Below are 24,734 nucleotides of genomic sequence, written 5' to 3'. Positions count from 1 at the left end.
GTTTATGATGGATAGAAAAATAGCGAGTTAATGGTTCAATTCAAGTGCAATGGTTATTTAAATTAATTGACAAATTATTATAAAAATAATTACATCTGAAAAATTTATAATATTTTTTTTAAAATATTAGTAATTATTATTTAGTTTTTTGCTAAATTTATTAAGTTATATCATGATTATTAAATGATTTTAGATATCTCTAGAGGTTTATTTTTTACAGATTATCAATCATTATAATTTTTTTTAATTAGTTTTTTGTTAAAAATATAGTAATTATGTTTGCTATTGTTTTTTGAAATATGTTAGAAATATTGGCATATTAATTGCATATATTGATATCAGATTAATTATAATTCTAGAGAAGTTTAGTAAAGAGGAACATGCGTATGGAAAATCATAGCAGCAGTACCGTTGCTTTTGTAAAAAATAGGCGAGCATCGCTGATTAGTGCAATCTTTTTGATGGCAACTTCGGCAATTGGTCCCGGTTTTATCACTCAAACAGCTACTTTTACCGTGACACTTGGCACTGCTTTTGGTTTTGGTATTTTGGCCTCTATCATTATAGATTTTGTGGTTCAGCAAAATATTTGGCGGGTGGTTGCATTAACAAAAATGAACTCATCAGATATCGCTAATAGTACTATACCTTTTAGTGGTTATATATTAGCAATACTAATTATATTTGGTGGTTTAGTTTTTAATATAGGCAATATAGCTGGAGCTGGTCTAGGATTAAATGCATTAGTAGGCCTTGATCCTAAGTGGGGTGGGGCAATTAGTGCCCTAATGGCGGTTTATATATTTTCATCACGTAAAGCGAGTAATTTTATTGATCGCCTAATGATTGGTTTAGGTTTATTGATGATCATTTTGACGCTGTTTGTGGTCTTTGCTTCTCATCCTCCTGTTGGTGAGGCTTTAAAAGAGACAGTTATACCATCAAATATTGATTTTGCTTCAATTACAACCATTGTTGGTGGTACTGTTGGTGGTTATATTTCCTATGCAGGCGCTCATCGTTTACTCGATAAAGGTATGGTTGGTGTAGAACATATAGACTATGTATCTGGTGCGGCAACAAAAGGGATCATGGTTGTTGGTTTAATGCGTTATATTTTGTTTTTAGCCATTTTAGGCGTAGTAGCCAGTGGGGTTGAAATCGATATTTCAAGTTATGCTGCTAATCCAGCATCACAAGCATTCCAAGCCGCTTTAGGTGAATTAGGCTTGCGTATTTTTGGCTTGATATTATGGGCGGCAGCCATCACGAGTATTATTGGTGCGGCTTATACCTCAATGACTTTTATTACGCCGTTTAAACGTAATATTAGTGAAAAGCAACGTCAATTTGCGACTATTGTTTTTATTGCTGCCTCGTTGGCGATTTATTTAATTATGGGTACCGCTCCGGTATCATTGCTGGTTTTTGCTGGTGGATTTAATGGTTTGGTATTACCACTTGGTTTAACTATCTTTGTTTACATAGGATGGAAACGGGCAGATTTAATGTCTGGTTATCATTACCCTAGATGGCTATTGTGGTCAGGACTTTTGGTTTGTGCTATCACGTGGTATATGGGTGCAATGTCTGTTTTCACTATTTTTAATCATTTAAAATGAAGGGCATCATGATTACTAATAAGATTATTGATTTAAACAGTGATCTTGGCGAAAGTTTTGGTCAATGGCAAATGGGTAATGACGAAGCAATGCTAAAAGTTGTTAGCAGTGCCAATATTGCCTGTGGTTTTCATGCTGGTTCTCCAGAAGGGATTTTAAAAACATTAAAAGCAGCCAAGTTAAATAATGTTAGTATTGGTGCTCATGTGGGATATCCTGATCTAGTCGGTTTTGGTCGACGAAATATGGATATTAGCTCTGAAGAATTAATTGCTGATATTATTTACCAGATTGGCGCATTAACGGGATTAGCAAAATCTATTGATGCTAAAGTTAGTTATGTTAAACCGCATGGTGCTTTATATAATACGATAGCACATGATAAGCGACAAGCAATGGCAACGATTGATGCCATTCGTTTGATCAATCCTCATCTTGTTTTAGTCGCTTTGGCCGGATCACCATTAATTAGCTGGGCTAAAGAAAGTGGCTTGAAAGTTGTTGCTGAGGCATTTGCTGATAGAGCTTATCATACCGATGGTACATTAGTCTCTCGTAAAGAGGTTGGTGCAGTCTTACATGATCCAGATATTGTTGCCAATCGTATGTTACAACTTGTTAATGAAGGTGGTTTGATATCAATTGAAGGCGAGTTTGTTGAGATTGATGCTGGATCAATTTGTGTTCATGGTGATAGTATGGGCGCTTTAGCGATGGCGCAAAAAGTTAGCCAACAATTACAAAATAATGGCGTTAAAATTGTTTCATTTACCGATGTTATTAATGAGTAATTTGCAGTAGATATTGCAACAATATAATTCAATTATTTGCCGTAGTTATCAAATAAAGATTTACTTATAAACAATCTTTTTTGCAGTGTTTAGAGGTGCATAATGCGTTTTTTACCAGTTAATATTGATGCTCTGCTTGTCGAGTTAGATACTCTAGAACAAGTGATGGCATTAACTGATGCATTACAATATAAAAAAGATGTATGGAATATAAATGAAATAATACCAGCAGCTCGGACAGTGTTAGTTCGATATAATTCCATTATTATGGATGGAAATAAACTTGCTCAATATATCGCTCAATTAGATGTATCTTCAGGGCAATTAAGAGCAGGTGAATTAGTTACCATTCCAGTTAATTATAATGGTGAGGATTTAGGCTTTGTAGCAGAATATTTAGGCATTAGCGTTGCTGAGGTTATTTCTAGACATACAAGTAATGAATATCAGGTTGCTTTTTGCGGATTTGCACCTGGTTTTGCTTATATGGTCGCCAAGGATATTCAGCTTAACGTTCCTCGCCGTCAATCTCCCCGGGTTCGTATTCCTGCTGGCTCTGTAGCTTTAGCTGGTGAATTTAGTAGTGTTTATCCACAAGCAAGCCCCGGAGGTTGGCAACTGATTGGTGTTACCGAAGTTAAAGTGTGGGATATTTATCGTGATGAGCCCGCACTCTTTAAACCAGGCACACGAGTAAATTTTATTGATGCAAGTAAGACTGCCACTAAATATAGTTTACCAGAATCGAAAAAAGTAACCCTACCGGTTGAACAACAAGAGCAACCGCAAGATATTGAGATATTAGCCACAGGGATTCAAACTTTATTACAAGATAATGGCCGCATAGGACAAGCTGAATTAGGTATTTCAGAATCGGGTGCAATGGATAAAGCAGCTTTACATTGTGCCAATCGTATACTAGGTAATCCAACTAATGAGGCTGTTTTAGAAATAACTCAAGGCGGTTTTAAAGCTCGTATTAATAGCGCTATGTTAATTGCTGTGACAGGGGCGTCATGTGAGATTAAAATTACTACAATTAGCGGTGAAAGCTATTTTGCTCATATGTATCAACCAATTCAATTAGAAGAAGGTGATATTGTTCATTTAGGTAACGTACAGTATGGTGTACGTAGTTATGTTGCTGTGCGTGGTGGTTTGCAAATTCAACCAATTTTAGCGAGTTGTTCTTTTGATACATTGGCGCAAGTCGGTCCGAGTCCGCTAAAAGTTGGTCAAACATTGGCAATTAAGAATGGTCAGACTTTTAATGCACTTTCTTTAAATGAAACTCCCGCTATCTCTTATCCGTGTAAAGATGATGTTGTCGAATTGGATATAATGTTTGGTCCTCGTACCGATTGGTTTACAAAGCAAGCTATACAACAATTAACTTCACAATTGTGGCAAGTGACCCCTGCATCAAATCGTATTGGTTTACGTCTTTTGGGTGAAATTTCTTTAGAGCGCGAAAAACAACAAGAATTACCAAGTGAAGGCACTTGTATGGGGGCAATACAAATTCCTGCTAATGGTCAACCAGTACTATTTTTAAATGATCACCCTCTAACAGGCGGTTATCCGGTTATTGCAGCAGTATGTAATTATCATTTGGATTTGGCTGGTCAAATTCCAGTTAATGCCAAAATAAAATTTAATCCGATTGGAGTTTTTAAAGAATTTGAAGGGAGCCATGTTAATCATGTCTGAAATTAATAAACAAGTTGCACACAAAGTATTGATTGCTAATCGTGGTGAAATTGCCGTTCGGATTATTCGTGCTTGTCGAGATATGAATTTTGCATCGATAGCGATTTATGCCGATGTTGATATGGATGCACTGCATGTGCAAATGGCTGATGAAGCTTATGGATTGTCAGGTAATACACCGAGTGATACCTATCTAAATATTGATAAGATTATTGCAATTGCGCAAAAATCTGGAGCGACAATGGTTCATCCTGGTTATGGCTTTTTATCTGAGCGAGTTGAATTTGCCAAAGCGGTACAAGATGCTGGTTTAATTTGGATTGGTCCTAATCCTGAAACAATAGCCATTTTGGGCGATAAAGTAAAAGCGCGACAACTTGCTATCGAAGTAGGGGCACCACTAGTTACCGGTACAGATAAACCTGTACAAAATGCCAAAGAAGTTGTTGAATTTGCGCATAAACATGGATTACCAATTGCAATTAAAGCAGCATTTGGTGGTGGAGGCCGAGGACTTAAAGTTGCTTGGCAAATGGATGAGGTAGAAGAACTCTATGATTCAGCTGTGCGTGAAGCAACAGCTGCATTTGGTCGTGGTGAATGTTTCTTAGAGCAATTTTTACATCATCCTCGACATATTGAAGCGCAGGTTATTTCAGATGCACATGGTAATGTTGTTGTCGTTGGTACTCGCGATTGTTCTTTACAACGTCGTAATCAAAAGTTGATAGAAGAATCACCAGCACCTTTTTTAGATGAAAAAATAGAAAAACAAATAGTTAAAGCATCAATCGATATCTGTGCTAAAGCAAATTATATTGGCGTTGGTACTGTTGAATTTTTACTGAGTCAGGATGGTAAACTGTCTTTTCTAGAAGTAAACACTCGTTTACAAGTTGAACATCCAGTGACAGAAGAAACAACAGGAATTGACTTAGTTATAGAACAGTTACGAATAGCGCAAGGATTACCTGTTAGTATTAAACAAATGCCTCAACCTCGAGGGCATGCTATTGAATTTCGCATAAATGCAGAAGATGCTGCTAATGGTTTTTTACCTGCGGCCGGAACGATAACTCGTTTTGATATACCAACAGGTCCAGGTGTTCGTTTAGATAGTGGCGTTAATGCAGGGTCAGTGATCCCTGCTACATTTGATTCACTCATGGCTAAACTTATTATTGTTGGTAATAATCGCCAACAGGCTTTGGCAAGAGCTCGCCGTGCGTTAGCTGAGTTTGCCATTGAGGGAGTTGCTAGTGTGCTATCATTTGATCGAAAAGTGATAGACCATCCTGATTTTTGCCAGCAGTTTAATGTGCATACTCGTTGGATTGAAACGGATTTTAATGCAGAACTTGAACCAGCAAAAAGGCAACTTCCGCAGCAAGAAGATATATTGACCCATACTTTTATTGAAATTGATGGTAAACGTTGTAAGCTTGGTTTGCCTGCGAAACTATTTTCTGGATTATCTATCAGCCAGACCAATAGTGAAGTCCAATCAGTTGTAACCACAAACACAAATCTTGATTTAATTGTTCCAGCTCCAGTGTCTGGCAATTTGTTTAAATGGTTGGTTGGGGATAATCAAAAGGTTGAACAAGGTGATATGATTGCAATTATCGAGGCAATGAAAATGGAAATTCAAGTAATAGCTCATCGAGAAGGTATTTTGAAACATTCTCATACCGAAGGTGCGTATGTTAATGCTGATGATCCTATTGCTGAAATTATTTAGTATTAAAAATAATTTATAAATTAATAATAACAATATGTTTTATTAGATTCTTGCAGTTGGTAAAACATATTGTTTTTATATTAAGATTATGAGTATTGCCTTTGCGAAACAGTTATATCGGCGATTAATATGTAATTTAAATTTCCTACTGTTTTTGATATTAACCTCCCTAATCTTATTGTTGAGCTCTTAACTTATAAATTAAACGATATAATAACGAATATTTATCTCTAATTTGAATTAAATATCCATAGCTACTCTCGGTTTATCATTCTCAAAAACCCCTTTCCTCAAAATTTTTTATTGAATGATAATTGTTATTGACGACTCTTTCTAACCCTAATATAGACTCAGGATAATAATTAAACTTAATAATTGAACAAAGTAATATAAAAAATAGTTATCATGATAATTTTTTTATAGTTTTAGTTTTAAATTATGGTAATGTTGCCGTTTTGTATTTTATACATAGGTAAGCATTATGACACATTCAACCAATAAATTGGTTCGTTTTTATTTCAAAATAGGATTAATACCACAAATTATTTTGGGGTTAATATTAGGTATTGCGTTAGCAGCAATTTCAAAAGATGTTGCATTAGATATGTCCTTTATTGGATCTCTTTTTATTAATGCTTTGAAATCAGTAGCTCCAATCTTGGTACTTATTTTAGTTATTGCTTCAATATCTAATCACCAACATGGTAAACGGGCCAATATGGGGGAACTATTGGCACTTTATTTTGCAGGGATGATGTTAGCAGCATTATTAGCAACTGTTGCTAGTTTTATCTTTCCTTCTGATATCTCTTTAGGTGATACCGCCAATCAAACTAAATTAACACCGCCAGGTAGTATTCTTGATGTACTAAAAACTTTATTTAACAAGATGATCGACAATCCAATTAATGCGCTGGTTAACGCTAACTATATCGGTCTTATTATTTGGGGTGTTGGTATTGGGATTGCATTAAGACATTCAAGTGAAACCACGAAAACAATGATGAATGATCTTTCTGTAGCTATTTCATTTATCGTTAGAATTATTATTCGTTTTGCGCCATTAGGTGTATTTGGTTTAGTCGCTTCAACTCTTGCTGAAACAGGCTTTGGAGAATTACTTAAATATGCCCATTTAATTCTTGTATTGGTGTCTAGTATGTTAATTGTAGCATTGATCATTAATCCATTACTGGCGTATATGGTCATGCGTAAGAATCCGTATCCATTAGTATTAACTTCATTAAAAGAGAGTGCTATTCCAGCCTTTTTTACTCGAAGTTCGGCAGCAAATATACCGGTTAATATGGAAATTTGTCGAAAACTAAAAATGGATGAAGATACCTATTCCGTCGCGGTACCGTTAGGGGCAGCCATTAATATGTCAGGTGCAGCTATCACTATTACTATTTTAACCTTAGCAACTGTTAATTCATTACATATAGAAGTTGATGTTCTTTCTGCCGTATTGCTTTGTATTGTAACGAGTGTTTGTGCTTGTGGAGCATCGGGAATTGCTGGTGGTTCATTACTGTTGATTCCTGTTGCTTGTAGTATGTTTGGTATACCTAATGAAATTTCAGCAAAAGTCATTGGTATTGGTATTGCAATTGGCGTAATTCAAGATTCAGTTGAAACAGCACTTAATTCATCAAGTGATGTGGTATTTATTGGTGCTGTTTCAGAGAAAGTACAGCGTAATAAAGCAAAATAGAATCAATTTATTCGTTAGCCAATTTATAATGACTATTAAGCCTGATAGATATCAGGCTTTTTTATAAATTGAAAACACAATCAGTAGCTCAATGATTGCATTTACTCTGATGAATATTTATCATGATTTACATATTAAATGTATTAAGGAATTATCATGTCATTCAATGCAATTATGTTAGGGAAAGATGAAGTTATTGGATTTTCAAATTCCTTAAAGGCCATTACTAAACAGCAGCTATTGCAACAGCAGGGAGATACTTTAGTTCAAATCCATTATTCAAGCATCAATTATAAAGATGCTTTAGCTTTGACGAATAAAAGTCCGATAGTTCGACAATGGCCAATGGTACCGGGTATCGATGGTGTGGGTACCGTAATTGAGTGTCAAAGTGGCCGTTATCAAGCAGGTGACTTGGTTATTTTAAATGGCTGGGGATGTGGAGAAACTCATTGGGGATGTTTAGCACAATATGCCTATCTAAAATCAGATTGGTTAATCCCTCTACCTAATAACCTTACTACTTATCAGTCAATGGCTATGGGCACAGCCGGTTATACCGCTGCACTTTGTGTAAAACGCATTATTAATTTTGGTATTAAACCACAAGATGGCAAAATTTTGGTAACAGGTGCCAGTGGTGGTGTTGGTTCTGTGGCCATTGCTTTATTGTCTAAATTGGGTTTTAACGTTACAGGATCAACAAGTAAAACTTCTGATAAAGAGTATTTATCAAAACTAGGTGCGGTTGAATTTATTGATAGTCAATCATTAAAAACGCCGAATAAACCGTTACAAAAAGAGTTATGGTCAGCTGTAATAGATGTCGTTGGTTCAAACACATTAGCTAATATTTGTGCTCAAACTCAATATGGTGGCATAGTCGCATGTTGTGGTTTGGCGCAAGGTATGGACTTACCTGCAACCGTGGCACCATTTATTTTACGCGGCGTAACACTATCGGGAGTGGATAGTGTGATGGCAAGTTATGATAAACGGGTTGCAGCTTGGCAATTAATAGCAGAAAACATGGACGAGAAACTGTATACTCACATAGCTAAAACCATTACATTAAATCAATGTTCTGAGATAGCAAATAAGATGATCGCTGGTGAAATTAAAGGACGCTTTGTGGTTGATGTAAATAAGTGATTTCATATCTAGTAATATCACAATATATAGCGGTGTAAAAATACACCGCTATATCAATGTCAATATTATTTGAAATGAAAAATAATATTATCAATTGCGTGATAATGCTTGTATTTCGGGTAAAATCAGACTAAATTCAATCTAATTTAACTATTTTTAAGTGATGTTCGCAATTACTAATCAAAGTTATCAATAATATGTGATTAATTCGAGGGGGGAATGTGATATGCCATATCTAACAAGAGATGATTTACCTGAATCAGTCCGACATGTTTTACCTACCCATGCTCAAGATATTTTTAAAGAAGCTTTTAATAGTGCCATAAAAGAGTATCAAGATCCGAAAAAAAGACGCGATAAAAGTGATGCTGAACAAGTTGCTTTTCGTGTTGCTTGGTCAGCGGTTGAAAAGGTCTATCATAAGGATGAGCATGGCAAATGGGTAGCTAAATAAAACTTAAAACATTTTAGATAGCTTGTTTTATTATTTAATAATGCTATAAATAAGAATAAATGCTAAGCTGACATGGATAGTTGGCTTATTCATATTTAAATTAAGGAGTTATGATGTTCATTTTTTCTCTTTCTTATCTCAAACCTATTAGTCAAGTTGAAAAATATTTACAAGCACATATTGATTATCTAGAGCGTTATTATCAATCTGGGCATTTTATTGCTTCAGGTCGCAAAATTCCTCGCACTGGTGGTATTATTATTTGTCGTGCTGAGAGTCATGAACAAGCCATGTCTATCATACAACAAGATCCATTTTATATTCACCAAATTGCTCAATATGAATTAATTGAATTTGTTCCTAGCAAATATGCCAAAGGGTTTGATGATTTTATCTAATGATTATCTAAAACATTAACAATGCTGTTAGTGAAATTGATAAACCTATTGTTAATTATCGCAAAGCAGCTAAATTCATATTAGCTTATTTAATTATTCCTATTCTTAAATCCTCATTTCAAAAAAATTAATAAAAAATTTGAACCTTTTTTATATTTTTTAACCTCTATATAAGTATGGTCATTTTATCAATGAAATTACATTAAACTCATTTAAACTTAATATTTCATTACGATTTTATTAGCTAGAGATTAAAAACTAATGAGTAAAAATAAACAACAACTCATCGAATTAGCTTGTAAGGGCGATAAGCAAGCACTGGAAAATTTGCTAGTCATTTGTCAACCAGATATAAAAAGATTTGCAAGACGAACCTGTTCAAGCTCGGAAGATATTGATGATGCGGTGCAAATTGCACTATGGCAGTTATATCGAAAAATAAGCATGTTGAAAACGGTGGCTACCTTCAGTAGTTGGTTATTTCGAATTGTCGAACGTGAATGTTATCGATTATTAAGAATTAGGAATTCGGAGAATATTGATTCAGGTTTTGATTTCGATAGCCTCAAAACAGCATATACAGATATCGATCTCAAAATTGATTTGATCAATGCAATTCTTGTTTTGCCAATAATCTATCGAGAAGTTCTAATTTTAAGAGATATTAGGGAATATTCATCCCTAGAAGTCGCTGACCAACTAGGTATTAATGTTGAGGCGGTAAAAAGCCGATTTCATCGAGCTAGAATGCTAATAAAAGAAAAAATTAATTCACGAAAACTTTCAAGTTTTTAAATAACATGTAGGAGAACTCTATGTATTGTCGTAACTCAATCATTTTACATTTAATAAGAGGTATAGCTGCAATTTCGTTGATATTTGCTGTATTTTTATTTCAACTTCCGCTTTTGCTTAAATTGTTTTTGGTTGTGGGTGCCATTTTGCTGTTACAAGGTTGTCCTGCCTGTTGGTTGTTAAGTTTAATAAATAAATTACAAACTCAAAAAGGAACACAATATGAGTGATTATCAATCGAGAGAAGATTTTAAATATTTAGCATGTTTATTGAAATCAGCTCCAAATGAAACACAAGCATTTATTGATTTTGATCAGCAAACGATTAAGCGATATGATGGAAATATTCCAATAAAAACTCGAGAGTTAATAGCTTTAGCTATCGCACTAACAACGCAATGTGCTTATTGCATTGATGTTCATGTCAAAGGTGCAAAACGAGCAGGAGCTAGTTTAGAAGAGTTGGCTGAATTAATTTCCATTTCCGCATCGGTAAGAGCAGGTGCAACTATGGCGCATGGTTTGTTAGCAAAGCGATTATTTGAACAATAAAATTGTTAACAGGTTAGCATTATTGTTCAAATAGCAGCTATTTAGTCAAAAATTAGCTGCCAAATTTTTATTCTCTTAAATTTACAACTCCCTGTTTTCTTCCTGATTCTCTTCGTTATCCAAATTTAAGATAAATTTTCCTTATTCTATTTACAATTTTCCTTATCAATGCGGAAAAAGTTGGTTAGTAATTATTTATTTTTCCTCTTATACTAAATTTGAATCCTCAATAAACATAGGTAATTGATTATGAATAATAAAGGTTTACCAAAAGATTTTCTATGGGGCGGTGCTGTTGCTGCTCACCAATTGGAAGGTGCTTGGCAAGTTGGCGGCAAAGGTATGAGTGTTGCTGATGTGATGACAGTCGGATCGCCGAAAAGTTATCGCAAAATCACAGAAGGTATTATTTCTGGTGAGTATTATCCTAATCACGAAGCTATCGATTTTTATCATCATTATAAAGATGATATTAAGTTATTTGCTGAAATGGGATTTAAGTGTTTTCGAACTTCAATTGCTTGGACGCGAATTTTTCCAAAAGGTGATGAACTTGAACCAAATGAAGAAGGTTTAAAGTTTTACGATGATTTGTTCGATGAATGTTTAAAATATAACATTGAGCCAGTTGTTACCCTTTCACACTTTGAGCTACCTTATTATTTAGTAACCGAATATGGTGGTTTTCGTAATCGTAAATTAATCGATTTCTTTGTTCGCTTTGCCGAAGTCTGTTTTGATCGTTATAAAAATAAAGTCAAATATTGGATGACCTTTAATGAGATTAATAACCAAGCTAATTTTAACGAAGATTTTGCTCCTTTCACTAATTCTGGTATCTATTATAAAGAAGGTGATAATCGTGAGGAGATCATGTATCAAGCTGCTCATTATGAATTAGTTGCCAGTGCAAAAGCAGTTCAAATTGGTCATGCGATTAACCCTGATTTTCAAATTGGCTGTATGATTGCTTTAGTGCCAATTTATCCTGAAACTTGCAAACCAAGTGATATTTTAATGGCGCAAAAAGTGATGGAACGTAAGTACTTCTTTACTGATGTCCATGTGCATGGCAAATACCCAAATTACATTCAAAAATATTGGCAACGAAAAAATATCAAACTCGATATTACCCCGCAAGACTTAGAAGTATTAACGAAAGGAACGGTTGATTATATTGGATTCAGCTATTACATGTCGAATGTGGTTAGACACAATAAAGGTAATGATCATTATGATTATAATGAAAAAACCGATTTAGTCGGCAATCAATATGTCAAAAAATCCGATTGGGGTTGGCAAATTGATCCTGAAGGCTTGCGTTACACATTAAATTGGCTTACCGATACCTATCGCTTGCCTCTTTTCATTGTTGAAAATGGTTTTGGTGCTTATGACAAAGTTGAATCGGATGGTAGTGTTCATGATAGTTATCGAATTGAATATCTACGTGAACATATCAAACAAATGAAGTTAGCCGTTATTGAAGATGGCGTTGACTTGATGGGTTATACACCATGGGGTTGTATTGATCTCGTTTCTGCTGGTACTGGTGAAATGGAAAAACGTTATGGTTTTATCTATGTCGATAAAGATAATAAAGGCAATGGTACCTTAAAACGTAGTCGTAAAGATTCATTTGCTTGGTATAAAAAAGTCATTGAGTCAAATGGTGAAATTTTATAACGATTTAAATTCATTAGGAGAAGTTATGAAAAAGGCGTTAATTATTTGTGCAGCAGGTATGTCATCATCACTTATGGCTAAAAAAGTTACTGAATTTTTTGCTAGCCAAAATAAAGCCATTGAACTTGATGCGGTATCAGCAACTGAAGGTAGTAATAAGATTAAAAATAGTGATTTTTCACTGTTCTTAATTAGCCCTCAAACCATGATGATGTTTGATAAATTAAAAGCGTTGGGCGATGAAGTAGGAAAACCTGTGGTGAGTATTCCTTTTCAAGCATATATCCCAATACCGTCTGGTATTGAACAATTAGCTAAATTAGTCGAGGATAATATTAACTAATATTCAAGAAAATCTTTGTTCTACCGATCTTAATATGATGCGATTTTTTTATGAATGATCGCATCATAAAACGGTTTAAGTTTGACATTACCATGTTAGTAACTTAATCCTTTGGATAAATTATTATTAATAGTTAAGGTGTAGTAGATAATGATAAAACAAAAACAACGAGAACTAATTAGTTTACTTGTTCGTTCTAAAAATGAATATAAAAGTAGTCAAGAACTAGCTACGCAATTATCGTTATCTGATCGTACCGTACGAACCTATCTTAAAGATTTAAAAACTATAATTGAAAGTAATGGCGGCAATATAATAAGTAAACAAGGTTACGGTTTTCAATTGCAAATTGAAGATCGAAATGCATTTAATTTATTTTTAATTGAACACCATTTATTAGACAAAAATGTTGAACAATTTCAATGTCGAGAAGCGAGTGAACGAAAACATTATATTTTGAATTTATTGTTATTGGAGAGTCAAAAAATTGATGTTGAAGCATTATCAGAACAACTATTTATCAGCTCATCTCAATTAAATAAAGATATTACCGAAATTAAATCTCAATTACTTCCTTATGAACTAACAATTAAAAAAAATCATTCTTTAGTTTTTGTTGATGGTGAAGAAAAAGCTAAACGTCATTTTATAATGAGCTATTTTTTTCATGAGGATTCAATTAATTTTCTACATCATTTGTCCTATTTTAATCAAGCTTGTGAAATCATTAGTTTTGATTCATTAACTATTATTATTTTAGATGAATGTCGTGAGGCAAATATTAAATTATCAGATGTGATGATACAAAATATTGTCTTGCATTTATCATTAAGTATTAAGCGTTTACAATCGGGACTTTCTATTCAAAATCTTGATTTGCCTGTTTCAACAAATTCGTCACTTGAATACCAAGTTGCCGAGCGAATTATCACTCGCATTGAATCGATTATTGGTTTTCATTTTCCTAAAGAAGAACAGATGTACCTTACTCTACATTTGATGAGTAAATCTAATTTAATCCAAGATGATCTGGATGATGATTTGGGTTCGTCACTAACAAATTTGCTATTAAAGATCCAACAAGAAACAGGCTATCCTTTTTTGCATGATGAACAATTAAAAAATGGATTAATCCAACACTTAAAACCAATGTTAGTACGTTTACAACAGAATATTAAATTAGATAATCCATTAATAGAGGAAATCAAACACCAATACTGTGAGGTCTTTGGGTTAGTTAAGCGTTATTTCAATCAATTACCCAATTTACAACAATATGAAGTGAATGATGATGAATGGGGATATTTAGCACTGCACTTTTTAGCATCACTTGAAAAACTAAAAAATGAACAGAAAGCCAAAGTATTAATTATCTGTGCAACGGGTCTGGGTAGTGCTCAATTACTTAAAAATCGAGTAGAAAGTGAATTTGATGAAAGAGTGAAAATTGTGGCAACACGAGGTTATTATGAAATTGATCCAGAAATGTTAAATGACATCGATTTTATTATTTCTTCGGTCGATTTATCGTCAAAAATATTCAAAGTTCCAGTATTTCATGTTTCAGTATTTTTTTGTGAAGAAGACGTTCAAGCGATTCGTCGTTATCTTTCCCATAGACAAAAACCTAATTCATTGCCAAAAAATTCATTTGTAACAACATTTGATGATAAACAGCAAAATCATTCGCATTATATTAGCCAAATCTTTGATGATATTGCCGCAGATTATTTTTATTTGTGCTCAAACAAACCATCTAAACAAGCTATTTTGGATCATTTGCTTGATCTCTTGTCTATTAATGAGGCAAAAAGCTTTAAACGTGAAATGCAAAAGCAAATGGAAAAACGGATGGTTATTGGTGAGATACTTTTTAGTCCAACCATTGTGGTTCCTCATCCAGCCATTCCAGTAGGTAAAATAGCTAAAATAGCGACTGCCATTATTCCAGAAGGACTTTGTTGGGATGAAAACTACCCAGATGTAAAGTTCGTTTTTATGATTTCACCGTCAATTTATCAAAATTCTCATTTAGCAATGATGACTAAAGCAATTGTCAATTTAATCGATGATTCGGTCATGCAACAAGCCATGTTAAAAATTTCAAATTTTAACCAGTTTAAATCACTTTTTATCCAACTTATTGAAAAAGGAGCGTAACAATGAATGACCAAATGAGCTCAGAGGATATTCAAATTACCGCATTTAATATTATTTTACACAGTGGTAATGCCAAAACCAAAATTCATGCTGCTTTCAAAGCAATGAGAAACGCCGAATTTGATACAGCAAATCAGCTGTTAGAAGAGGCCAATGAGGAAATATTAGAAGCACATAAATCGCAAACCGATCTTCTACAATCTTATGCTAATGGTTGTAAAATTGAGATGGAAATTATCATGGTGCATGCTCAGGATCATCTAATGACTACAATGACGTTGCGCGAAGTTGCCATTGAGATGTGTAATCTCTATCAAAAAACCTATAAGTTATCAAATCAATAAAGAGGTTAGCGATGAATACTCCACTAGAAAGCCAACTTAAAATGCATAAAAAAGTCAGTTTGACTAATCTTTATTTTAATCGCTTTTTAGCGGTTCGTTATGCGACAGCCTTCTTTCTATTTATTAACCTGTATTGGGCTGTCTTTCTGTTGGGTAGCTTATCAATTGCTATAGCACTACCACTGTTGCTTATCGTGATGGCTACATTAACCAGTTTTGAGCAAATTAAGCTTTATCGTAATCATAAAAATCATTTACGCTATGCCCGTTTATTGTACCGAACATTATTAATATCCATTATCGTGTTAATGGTTTTGATTTATACCCCATTGTTTCACTTTTTCTTTCCATTTCTAAAAAATTCACCGGAGGCGGTAAACATTATATTAGGCATTTTGGCAGCAAGTTTAGTTTTTACTATTTTTATATTAATAAAACTAAAAAAAATTGAGCGTAATGAGGATAAACATTTTAAAAGAATCCAAGCTTATCAAGAAATCATCAATTGAATGAGGAAAACAAAATGAATACCGGATTTGTGTTGTTACAAAAGTATCTAATGACTCCGATGGCAAAAATATCGCAGTTTAAGATTGTTCGAGCAGTAATGGCAGCTGGAATGGCGTCAGTACCTTTTTGTATAGTTGGATCGATGTTTTTGGTGTTTAATACTTTGCCGATGACATTTACTGGCTTAGAAACAGTATTTGAAAATACTATTTTCAAAGTAAGTGATCTTTATATGATAGCAAATACAGCAACAATGGGGATATTAGCACTCTATTTTAATATTGTTGTTGGTTATGAATTAACTAAAATTGAAGAAGAAGAAACTGGTTTAAAAGTAAATGCACTTAATGGTGCTATGTTATCGGTATTTGCTTTTGTTATGACTCTACCAGAATTGGTCATGCAAAGTGGTGCAATGGTTTTACTTAATGACCAAAGTGAATTAGTTTTTAATGGGTTACGTTTAAAACCATTTGTTTATCGCTTAGGTACATCTGGTATCTTTATTGCCATTGTTATGGCGATTATTGCAACACAGTTGTATTTCCTTTGTGTACGTCGTAATTGGGTGGTTAAAATGCCGGAAACCGTTCCATTAGGCGTATCTCGATCATTCACTGCATTAATTCCAACTTTTGTTATTGCTTTCACAATTCTTATTCTAAACGGAATTTTGGTGTATTTTGGTACGGATATATTTGATATTATCGGTGTTCCATTTACCTTTGTAACCAATTTAACTAAAAGTTGGCTTGGTATAATGGTGATTCTATTTTTAATCCATGCGCTTTGGGTTGTTGGTATTCACGGTGCTAGTATAATTGGGGCATTCATTACACCTATAATGCTTAGTAATATGAATGAAAACGTTGGCGGCGCACATATTCCATTTGCTGGTGAGTTCAATAATTCATTGGTAATTTTAGGTGGTTCAGGTTCAACGTTACTTATGACTTTCTTTATTGCTTTTTGTGCTAAATCGAGTCAATTAAAAATTTTGGGGCGAGCTTCAGCAGTCCCAGCAATTTTTAATATCAATGAGCCAATTATTTTCGGCATGCCGATAGTGTATAACCCATATCTTGCCTTACCGTTTTTATTAGCACCAATGGCATGTGGTACTTTAGGTTATTTTGCGATTAGTAGTGGGTTTATGAATCCAATTATTGCATTAATACCATGGCCATCCCCAATGGGATTAGGGGCGTTTATTGGTACTGGTGGGGACTATCGAGCTATGTTTGTTGCGATACTTTCAGCAATTTTAGCGTTAGTCATTTACCTGCCTTTTGTCAAAATGTACGACAACAAGCTTTATAAAGAAGAACAAGCTAAATCTGACAATCAAATAGTTAAATAGCTTAATTTATTACTTCACAGATTAAAGCACGGAATGAACTCAATTTCGTGCTTTTTGGCTTTGTAATATACTCAATGATAATCTTCGCTAAACTAGTATTAGTTTTTTTAATGGTCAATCTCTGATCGATACAGCCATTTTCTATGCTATATTTAAAATTCCTTCTTGATCAAATAATGAATAAAAATCTTAATTTTTTTATCAAAATTAAAATAGAAGGGAATAATTATTTTTTAATAAGGAGATGTGAAATGTACTATATCAAACACAAGTTAAGAAAGTATTGTTGCATTATCTTTCTTCTATCAATAAGCCAATATGTAGCGGCCATAGAAAATGTAAAACATAAGTTTGACGCTGGTGCAGTGGCTTCTCCCGATTATTATGGCGCCATCGCCGCAGAAGAAATCTTAAAAAAGGGTGGTAATGCAGTTGATGCCGGTGTCGCTACTGCATTTGCTTTAGCTGTAACCTATCCAGAAGCGGGCAATATCGGTGGTGGCGGATTTATGACCATTTGGATGGAAGGAAAACCTTATTTTATCGATTATCGAGAGACAGCACCTAATCAAGCCTCTAAAGATATGTTTCTCGATAAACAGAAAAATGTAGTGGCTGATTTAAGCTTATATTCGCATAAAGCATCAGGTGTTCCAGGAACTGTAGCTGGTATGTGGGCGGTTCATCAGCGATTTGGCAAACTTAGTTGGCAAGAGGTGATAGCGCCCCAGCTATTCGGTTTGCAAACCAAGGTTTTACGGTTGATAAACAGCTGATTACACGTTATCAGGAAGTACAAGATCTAGCACCTAGCAATGGACATTTTAAACAGTACTTTGGAACTATGCAGGAAGGAAAAATTTTCAAGCAACCTGAATTAGGCGCTGTATTAACGCGTATCGCAAAAGATGGTGCTGATGAATTTTACCGAGGTAAAACAGCCCAATTAATTGCGCAAGAAATGGCAAAAAATGATGGTTTAATCACACTAAATGATTTAGCCAATTATCAAGCTAAATGGCGAGATCCGATCATAGCTAATTGGCATGATATGCAAGTAGTAACGGCACCACCGCCAAGTTCAGGTGGTGTTGGGTTGATTCAATTATTATTAATGAAACAAAAATTAGCTGATGATTTCAAAGATGTCAAAGTAAATTCTGCTCATTATGTCCACTTATTAGCAAAGATTGAAAAACGTGTTTTTGCTGACCGCGCTGAATACATGGGTGATCCTGATTTCGTTAGTGTACCCGTTGCTAAATTAGTTGATGATAGTTATTTAGCTAATCGGGCTAAATCTATTAATGCCAATGCGGTTTCAATTACTGAGCAAGTAAAACCTGGACTAGATAATAATCATGAAAAATTACAAACTACTCATTTTTCAGTTGTAGACAAATGGGGAAATGCTGTTTCTAATACTTATACTTTAAATGGTTGGTTTGGATCTGCTGTTGTTGTAGAAGGAACCGGTATTGTTTTAAACAACGAAATGGATGATTTTAGTAGTAAGCCTGGTATTGCCAATCAATATGGTGTTGTAGGTAAAGATGCTAATGCAATAGAGCCAAATAAACGTCCGCTATCATCTATGTCACCTAGTATTTTAGTTAAAGATAATGAAGTTGTTATGGTTCTTGGTACCCCTGGTGGTTCGAGAATATTCACTTCTATTTTTCAAGTTGTGACAAATGTTTTTGATAATAACATGACATTAAAATCAGCTATGGATGCGCCACGTTACCACCATCAATTATTACCAAGTAATGTGATTTTTATCGAGCCTTTTCAGGCTGAAGTACCAATTGATTTCAAAAATCAACTGGAGAAAATGGGATACCAATTTGAAAAACAAGATTTTAATGGTGATATTCAAGCGATTAGAGTTATTAATAATAAACCTCAACCCGTATCTGATTTGCGTGGCAGAGGAACGTCGATTATCGTTAAATAATCGAGTGAATATTACTTAATAACGAAATATAGAATATTCAATTTTGACTCTATTTATCTAATAGATAAATAGTAACAAAAAACCCGTTTAATTAAACGGGTTTTTTTGTAGCTATTATTTGATGATTATTCAGGAATAATATCAACAATAACTTTAGCAAAAGCTTCGCTGTGTACTTGGAATAACACTTCGTGTTCACCAGTTGTACGCAATACACCATTTGGTAAACGAACTTCGCTTTTTGATACTTGAATACCACGAGCTTTAACTGCATCAGCAATATCACGAGTACCAATTGAACCAAATAAACGACCTTCATCACCTGCTTTAGAAGTAATAGTTACTTTACCTAAAGCATTGATCTCAGCAACACGTTGTTCAGCTGCTTTTAATGTTTCAGCTAATTTTGCTTCTAATTCAGCACGACGAGCTTCGAAGAATTCAATATTCTTTTTAGTTGCTGGTACTGCTTTACCTTGTGGAATCAAAAAGTTACGAGCGTAACCCGCTTTAACATTAACTTGATCACCTAAGTTGCCTAAATTAGCAACTTTATCGAGTAGAATAATTTGCATTATATGTTCCCTCTGTTGCTAATTACTGATGATTGTCAGTATATGGTAATAATGCCAAGTAACGAGCGCGTTTGATAGCGCGAGCTAGTTGACGTTGATATTTTGCACTAGTACCAGTAATACGGCTAGGTACGATTTTACCACTTTCTGTGATATAGCTTTTTAATAAAGAAACATCTTTATAATCAATTTCTTTAACGCCTTCTGCTGTAAAACGGCAGAATTTGCGACGACGGAAGTAACGTGCCATTTGGCTATTCTCCTAATAGTTTAATTTGGTCAGCATGTAAAACTATTTGACTGGTTTTATCTCGTTTAGTATGTGTACTAATAAAGCCACTTACCAAAACTTTGCTGCCTTTTTTAATACTGTAACTTAACTCTTGTTGTCCACTGACAATAACCGGCATTATACACCATGCTTGTCTTGGGAGTTCTGCTTCGATTTGTTCAGAAACATGTTCTAAATAAAACTGACAGTGTGATATCCCACTTGGACTCATTTTTTTAATCGGGGTTTTGGTAACCAATCCCGATAAAACTAAACGATTATTCTTCCGAATCATCGTCCATGTTTGCATCACTAAAATCTTCTTCAGAACTACGACGTTCATCTTTAGCTTTTAGCATTGGTGATGTTTCAGTTACAGAATGTTTGGTACGCATAATTAAACTGCGAATTACTGCATCATTGAAACGGAAGTTATCTTCAAGTTCATTTACTGCTTCTTGAGTAGCTTCAACATTCATTAACACATAATGTGCTTTATGCAATTTTTCGATAGGATATGCTAATTGACGACGACCCCAATCTTCTAAACGATGGATTTTACCACCATCAGTGGTTAATGTACCAGTATAACGTTCGATCATACCAGGTACTTGTTCACTTTGATCTGGGTGAACCATAAATACAATTTCGTAATGACGCATTATCGCTCCCTACGGATTAATCAGCTTTCTGTCGGGGCAACCGCAACCCATTGAAAGCAAGGAACATGAAAATTAAGCGGTTGAAATCGACGGCGCATTATATATCAAAATAATTACTTTAACAAATGAATAAATATTAAAAGTGTTATTCGTTTTTTTATAATAAAAAATAATCCTTTAATCATAACTAAAAAATTTTAATTAAAAATCGATTATAAATAGAATAAAAAAAATTTTTTGGCAAAGTTTTACTTGAACAAGTGAATTAGGTGTAAAAATGTAACGATATCTATACATCTTTGTTATTAAAATATGTTATTCTCTATATAATACAAGTTTAAGGTTAATAGCTATTTTTAAAGGAGTGTTTATATGGCTGAAGAAACCATTTTTAGTAAAATAATTCGCCGTGAAATTCCTGCTGATATTGTTTTTCAAGATGATCAGGTTACTGCCTTTCGGGATATTTCTCCTCAAGCCCCTACACATATTTTAATTATTCCCAATAAATTGATCCCAACTGTAAATCATATTGCAGAGCCAGATGAAGCTCTGCTTGGTCATATGATGGTTGTTGCGGCTAAAATTGCTAAGCAAGAAGGGATTGATGAAAGTGGTTATCGTTTAATAATGAATTGTAATAAAGATGCCGGACAAGAAGTCTTTCATATTCACATGCATTTATTAGGTGGTAAAAATTTAGGGCGATTAATAGGTTAACTTATATGAAACAGTTTAAACGTATCGTTGGAATGGGCATGCTTGCTTTTAGTTTAGCAGGATGTCAACTTCTTGGTTATAATCAAAAAACTGAAGTCAATCCGCCAGTAGAAATCCCTGATAACACAGGGGTGGTAGATACTCCGCCACAAATAGTTAAAACAACTGATTGGAATGATATATTATCTCCAGTTGTAAATAAAATATTGCAATCTTCATCAGCAATTGAAGGTAATAAACTGTTGTTAATTAGTGATATCCAAAATCGTAGTGGTGATTATTTAGCAACAAACCAGATTGATACAACGTTACATAATATACTAAATAAGCAAAGCATTTTCTCTGTGGCTGATAGACAATCGATCAGTCAAGCTAAACAAGCGTTAGGTATTTCTGTTGATGATAAACTTGTTTCTCGCAGCAAAATGATCGGTTTGGCTAAGTCAATAAATGCTGGGTATGTGCTTTTTACCACATTTTATAAGTTACCAAGTGAGAATCAAGATGCCAATCTATCTATGGAGTTACTTTCAACCCAAACGGGTGAAATTTTACAACGTGTAACAACAAAAGATATCCAACCCAAAAATTCTGCTAATCCTGATCCTTCTCAAGGAGTGGCTGAATAATGGGGCCTTTATTGATCGATGTGCCGAATACATCATTAACCAATGATGATATAGCACTTTTGAAAAATCCAATGGTAGCAGGGATTATTTTATTTAGTCGTAATTATCAGTCGCCTGAGCAATTGACTGACTTGATAAAGCAAATTCGTTCCGCGACATCAGAACGTTTATTAATTTCGGTTGATCATGAAGGTGGTCGCGTTCAACGTTTCAAGCAAGGCTTTACTCTTATTCCTCCCGCGCAATCTTTTGCTTTGCTTAATGATTTAGAAAAAGCGAAATCATTAGCATTTGACGCTGGTTGGTTACTAGCGATGGAATTGATTGCCTACGACATTGATTTAAGTTATGCACCTGTACTTGATTTAGGTCATGATTGTTTAGCCATTGGTAGTCGATCATTTCATCAAGATAGTTATATTGCTTATCAAATCGCATCGTCAATGATTGATGGTATGCATTCGGCAGGTATGAAAACAACGGGTAAACATTTTCCTGGTCATGGTCATGTTATTGCTGATTCTCATAAAGAAACACCAATCGATCATCGATCAAAAGAACTCATTGAAAATGATATGCAGATTTTTGCCAAATTAATCGCTGAAAAAAAACTTGATGCAATTATGCCCGCTCATGTTATTTATCCTGAATTTAATGATAAACCTGCCAGCGGGTCAGAGTTTTGGCTAAAAACAGTGTTACGTGAAAAGTTACATTTTGATGGTGTTATATTTTCTGATGATTTATCGATGGAAGGAGCTTCTGTTTTGGGGGATCATGCTCAGCGAGCTAAAGCAGCGCTTAATGCTGGTTGTGATTTATTATTGGCTTGTAATAATCGAAATGGCACATTAGCTATTTTAGATGCATTAACTCGTTTAAATGAAAAACAGCCATTATTAACCGATAAAGCAAAATTACTCTTAACTAAAACCAAAGTAAATTATGCCGAATTGATAAAGAGCCATGATTGGCAGAATCGTCATCAAAATTTAATGAAGTTGAATGAAAAGTGGGAGCATTATAATGCAAGCAGCCATCATTAAAATCGACAATAATACTCATTTAGTTGCTTATAATGATGCAGCAAAAGCGTTATTTTCTAGTAATTTATTAAGTTTAGATCAGCCATTTGATTATCGAAATGCATTTAGTTTGGATGCAACATTTGATTTATCCGATCATGACGATACGATTATTGTATTAAACTCGCAGTATTTTTTATTGCAGAAAATTAATGAATCATCCTTTATTACCTTTGTTTTGCAACCAGTTGAATATCTAAAAAAACGGTTATCAAAAATTAATGTTGTTGGACGTCATGCTTTTGATATTTTTGCTGTTAAAAGCCAATCAATGCAAAAATTAATTGCTCAAGCTAAAGCTTTTTCAATGCAAAGAGAACCATTACTAATTACCGGTGAAACTGGCACAGGTAAAGATTTGTTGGCTAGTGCATGTCATCAATATAGCCCTAGGGGGGATCAAACCTTTTTAGGTCTTAATTGTGCTGCTATGCCTGATGATGTTGTTGAAAGTGAGCTTTATGGCCATGCCGCAGGAGCTTATCCGGGAGCACTTGAAAGTAAAAAAGGTTTTTTTGAGCAGGCTAATGGTGGCTCTGTATTACTTGATGGCATCGATGAAATGTCATTCCAAATGCAAACCAAATTATTGCGTTTTATTAACGATGGTTTTTTTAGACGAGTCGGTGATGATAACGAAGTTTATGTTGATGTTAGAATCATCTGTGCAACTAAAGTTGATTTAGCTGAATTGGTGGAACAAGGAAAGTTTAGGAAAGATCTTTATTATCGCTTGAATGTGTTGTCCTTAAATTTACCTTCACTGCAAGAGCGTAAGGAAGATATTGCACCACTTACACAAATTTTTATTGATGAATTTGCTAATAAACAGGGCATTACACCGCCAACAGTTAATCAAGATGTTATTCCTTATTTAGCTCAGTACTCATGGCCAGGTAATGTAAGACAGCTTAAAAATGTACTTTATTCAGCATTGGCTCAGTTAACATCTTCACAATTGACGGTAAAAGACATTGTTTTACCAGCAATAACTTCAACTCAGATCTCATTGATTAGGGATATTGATAACAAAACGCTAGATGAAATGACTAAAAACTATGAAAAAGAAGTCCTAAAAAGTCTCTATGTCAAATATCCAAGCTCAAGAAAACTTGCCAAAAGACTAGGAGTATCCCACACGGCAATTGCGAATAAACTTCGGGATTATGGGGTGGGTAAAGCTAATTGAAATAAATCTATGATGTCATTTTGTCAATTTATTATCCATAGAGTACTAATTAAGTAAAGAAATTATTTTATGTGACATGAAATCAATATTTTTATTAAAAGCAACTTTAATAAAAAAAACACAGTGTTTTAGTGGCACTTTATTTTTCCTACTATAACGAATTATATATAGAATATTACTGAGAATTTTTAGTTTATGCTTAATAAAGAATCGATTAAAAAAGTGAATATATATATTTAATATAGTAGGCTTTCCTTTATATTGACAATAGATATCAATATTGAAAATAAAATCTGAACGTAGATAGTTTATAT

At 34.1% G+C, this 24,734-nt stretch carries 24 protein-coding genes and 2 pseudogenes; 22 read left to right on the top strand and 4 right to left on the bottom strand.

Annotated features, from left to right (window positions below):
- Positions 1–386 precede the first annotated feature (386 nt).
- The 18 genes and pseudogenes from B6D18_RS08990 to ggt all read left to right on the top strand — a co-directional run bounded on the left by B6D18_RS08990 (position 387) and on the right by ggt (position 19,289).
- On the top strand, positions 387–1,622 hold the full coding sequence (locus tag B6D18_RS08990) for an NRAMP family divalent metal transporter (protein ID WP_086364145.1): 1,236 nt from the start codon (positions 387–389) through the stop codon (positions 1,620–1,622).
- Positions 1,623–1,630: 8 nt separating this feature from the next.
- Positions 1,631–2,413: a LamB/YcsF family protein gene (locus B6D18_RS08985; protein WP_086364144.1), complete on the top strand. Its 783-nt coding sequence runs from the start codon at positions 1,631–1,633 to the stop codon at positions 2,411–2,413.
- Positions 2,414–2,515: 102 nt separating this feature from the next.
- Positions 2,516–4,123 (top strand): 5-oxoprolinase/urea amidolyase family protein, encoded by a 1,608-nt coding sequence (locus B6D18_RS08980; RefSeq protein WP_086364143.1) that lies wholly within the window; start codon positions 2,516–2,518, stop codon positions 4,121–4,123.
- Positions 4,116–5,864 (top strand): biotin carboxylase N-terminal domain-containing protein, encoded by a 1,749-nt coding sequence (locus B6D18_RS08975; RefSeq protein ID WP_216818927.1) that lies wholly within the window; start codon positions 4,116–4,118, stop codon positions 5,862–5,864. The genes B6D18_RS08980 and B6D18_RS08975 overlap by 8 nt, the downstream gene beginning before the upstream one ends.
- 478 nt (positions 5,865–6,342) lie before the next feature.
- Complete coding sequence (gene sstT / locus B6D18_RS08970; protein WP_086364142.1) at positions 6,343–7,578, top strand: serine/threonine transporter SstT; 1,236 nt, start codon at positions 6,343–6,345, stop codon at positions 7,576–7,578.
- 156 nt (positions 7,579–7,734) lie between these two features.
- Positions 7,735–8,730, top strand: a complete 996-nt coding sequence (locus B6D18_RS08965) for an MDR family oxidoreductase (protein ID WP_086364141.1) — start codon at positions 7,735–7,737, stop codon at positions 8,728–8,730.
- 226 nt (positions 8,731–8,956) lie between these two features.
- Positions 8,957–9,184: a ChaB family protein gene (locus tag B6D18_RS08960; RefSeq protein ID WP_086364140.1), complete on the top strand. Its 228-nt coding sequence runs from the start codon at positions 8,957–8,959 to the stop codon at positions 9,182–9,184.
- Between the two features lie 113 nt (positions 9,185–9,297).
- Positions 9,298–9,582, top strand: coding sequence for a YciI family protein (locus B6D18_RS08955; protein WP_086364139.1), 285 nt, complete (start codon positions 9,298–9,300; stop codon positions 9,580–9,582).
- A gap of 261 nt (positions 9,583–9,843) precedes the next feature.
- A complete protein-coding gene (locus B6D18_RS08950; RefSeq protein WP_086364138.1) occupies positions 9,844–10,377 on the top strand; it encodes an RNA polymerase sigma factor in 534 nt (177 codons plus the stop codon).
- 20 nt (positions 10,378–10,397) lie between these two features.
- Positions 10,398–10,607 (top strand): hypothetical protein, encoded by a 210-nt coding sequence (locus B6D18_RS08945; RefSeq protein ID WP_086364137.1) that lies wholly within the window; start codon positions 10,398–10,400, stop codon positions 10,605–10,607.
- On the top strand, positions 10,600–10,929 hold the full coding sequence (locus B6D18_RS08940; protein ID WP_086364136.1) for a carboxymuconolactone decarboxylase family protein: 330 nt from the start codon (positions 10,600–10,602) through the stop codon (positions 10,927–10,929). The genes B6D18_RS08945 and B6D18_RS08940 overlap by 8 nt, the downstream gene beginning before the upstream one ends.
- Positions 10,930–11,178: 249 nt before the next feature.
- On the top strand, positions 11,179–12,615 hold the full coding sequence (locus B6D18_RS08935) for a 6-phospho-beta-glucosidase (RefSeq protein ID WP_086364135.1): 1,437 nt from the start codon (positions 11,179–11,181) through the stop codon (positions 12,613–12,615).
- Positions 12,616–12,640: 25 nt separating this feature from the next.
- Positions 12,641–12,958: a PTS cellobiose transporter subunit IIB gene (locus tag B6D18_RS08930; protein ID WP_065613497.1), complete on the top strand. Its 318-nt coding sequence runs from the start codon at positions 12,641–12,643 to the stop codon at positions 12,956–12,958.
- 150 nt (positions 12,959–13,108) lie between these two features.
- Positions 13,109–15,118: a transcription antiterminator gene (locus tag B6D18_RS08925; protein WP_086364134.1), complete on the top strand. Its 2,010-nt coding sequence runs from the start codon at positions 13,109–13,111 to the stop codon at positions 15,116–15,118.
- Positions 15,119–15,120: 2 nt separating this feature from the next.
- The gene (locus tag B6D18_RS08920; protein ID WP_086364133.1) at positions 15,121–15,462 is read left to right on the top strand and encodes a PTS cellobiose transporter subunit IIA; all 342 of its coding nucleotides are present in this window, start codon (positions 15,121–15,123) and stop codon (positions 15,460–15,462) included.
- Between the two features lie 11 nt (positions 15,463–15,473).
- Positions 15,474–15,971: a hypothetical protein gene (locus tag B6D18_RS08915; protein WP_086364132.1), complete on the top strand. Its 498-nt coding sequence runs from the start codon at positions 15,474–15,476 to the stop codon at positions 15,969–15,971.
- Positions 15,972–15,985: 14 nt separating this feature from the next.
- Positions 15,986–17,332 carry a PTS cellobiose transporter subunit IIC gene (celB, locus tag B6D18_RS08910; RefSeq protein WP_086364131.1) on the top strand — a complete coding sequence of 449 codons (1,347 nt, stop codon included), beginning with the start codon at positions 15,986–15,988 and terminating at the stop codon, positions 17,330–17,332.
- 251 nt (positions 17,333–17,583) lie between these two features.
- A pseudogene (gene ggt, locus B6D18_RS08905) lies at positions 17,584–19,289 on the top strand (gamma-glutamyltransferase).
- 125 nt (positions 19,290–19,414) lie between these two features.
- On the opposite strand, the gene rplI reads toward ggt, so the two are convergent.
- From rplI to rpsF, 4 genes are read right to left on the bottom strand one after another with little or no spacing between them, the layout of a single operon-like run.
- Complete coding sequence (gene rplI / locus B6D18_RS08900) at positions 19,415–19,864, bottom strand: 50S ribosomal protein L9 (protein WP_086364130.1); 450 nt, start codon at positions 19,862–19,864, stop codon at positions 19,415–19,417.
- A 22-nt stretch (positions 19,865–19,886) separates the two neighbouring features.
- Positions 19,887–20,114: a 30S ribosomal protein S18 gene (rpsR, locus tag B6D18_RS08895; RefSeq protein ID WP_025314965.1), complete on the bottom strand. Its 228-nt coding sequence runs from the start codon at positions 20,112–20,114 to the stop codon at positions 19,887–19,889.
- Positions 20,115–20,118: 4 nt separating this feature from the next.
- Positions 20,119–20,430, bottom strand: a complete 312-nt coding sequence (priB, locus tag B6D18_RS08890; RefSeq protein ID WP_086364129.1) for a primosomal replication protein N — start codon at positions 20,428–20,430, stop codon at positions 20,119–20,121.
- Positions 20,414–20,797, bottom strand: coding sequence for a 30S ribosomal protein S6 (rpsF, locus tag B6D18_RS08885; RefSeq protein ID WP_065579333.1), 384 nt, complete (start codon positions 20,795–20,797; stop codon positions 20,414–20,416). Before rpsF ends, priB begins: the two co-directional genes overlap by 17 nt.
- 372 nt (positions 20,798–21,169) lie before the next feature.
- On the opposite strand from rpsF, the gene B6D18_RS08880 reads away from it, so the two are divergent.
- From B6D18_RS08880 to B6D18_RS08865, 4 genes and pseudogenes are all read left to right on the top strand, one after another.
- On the top strand, positions 21,170–21,517 hold the full coding sequence (locus tag B6D18_RS08880; protein WP_086364128.1) for an HIT domain-containing protein: 348 nt from the start codon (positions 21,170–21,172) through the stop codon (positions 21,515–21,517).
- Positions 21,518–21,522: 5 nt separating this feature from the next.
- Positions 21,523–22,146, top strand: a complete 624-nt coding sequence (locus B6D18_RS08875) for a penicillin-binding protein activator LpoB (RefSeq protein WP_086364127.1) — start codon at positions 21,523–21,525, stop codon at positions 22,144–22,146.
- Positions 22,146–23,192 (top strand): beta-N-acetylhexosaminidase, encoded by a 1,047-nt coding sequence (gene nagZ / locus B6D18_RS08870; RefSeq protein ID WP_086364126.1) that lies wholly within the window; start codon positions 22,146–22,148, stop codon positions 23,190–23,192. Before B6D18_RS08875 ends, nagZ begins: the two co-directional genes overlap by 1 nt.
- A gap of 352 nt (positions 23,193–23,544) precedes the next feature.
- Positions 23,545–24,420, top strand: a pseudogene (locus B6D18_RS08865) (sigma 54-interacting transcriptional regulator); the annotation flags it as partial.
- Positions 24,421–24,734: the final 314 nt, after the last annotated feature.

The sequence above is a fragment of the Gilliamella sp. A7 genome (genome assembly GCF_002142015.1).
Classification (GTDB): domain Bacteria; phylum Pseudomonadota; class Gammaproteobacteria; order Enterobacterales; family Orbaceae; genus Gilliamella; species Gilliamella apis_A.
This window is presented reverse-complemented; position numbering and strand designations above follow the sequence as displayed.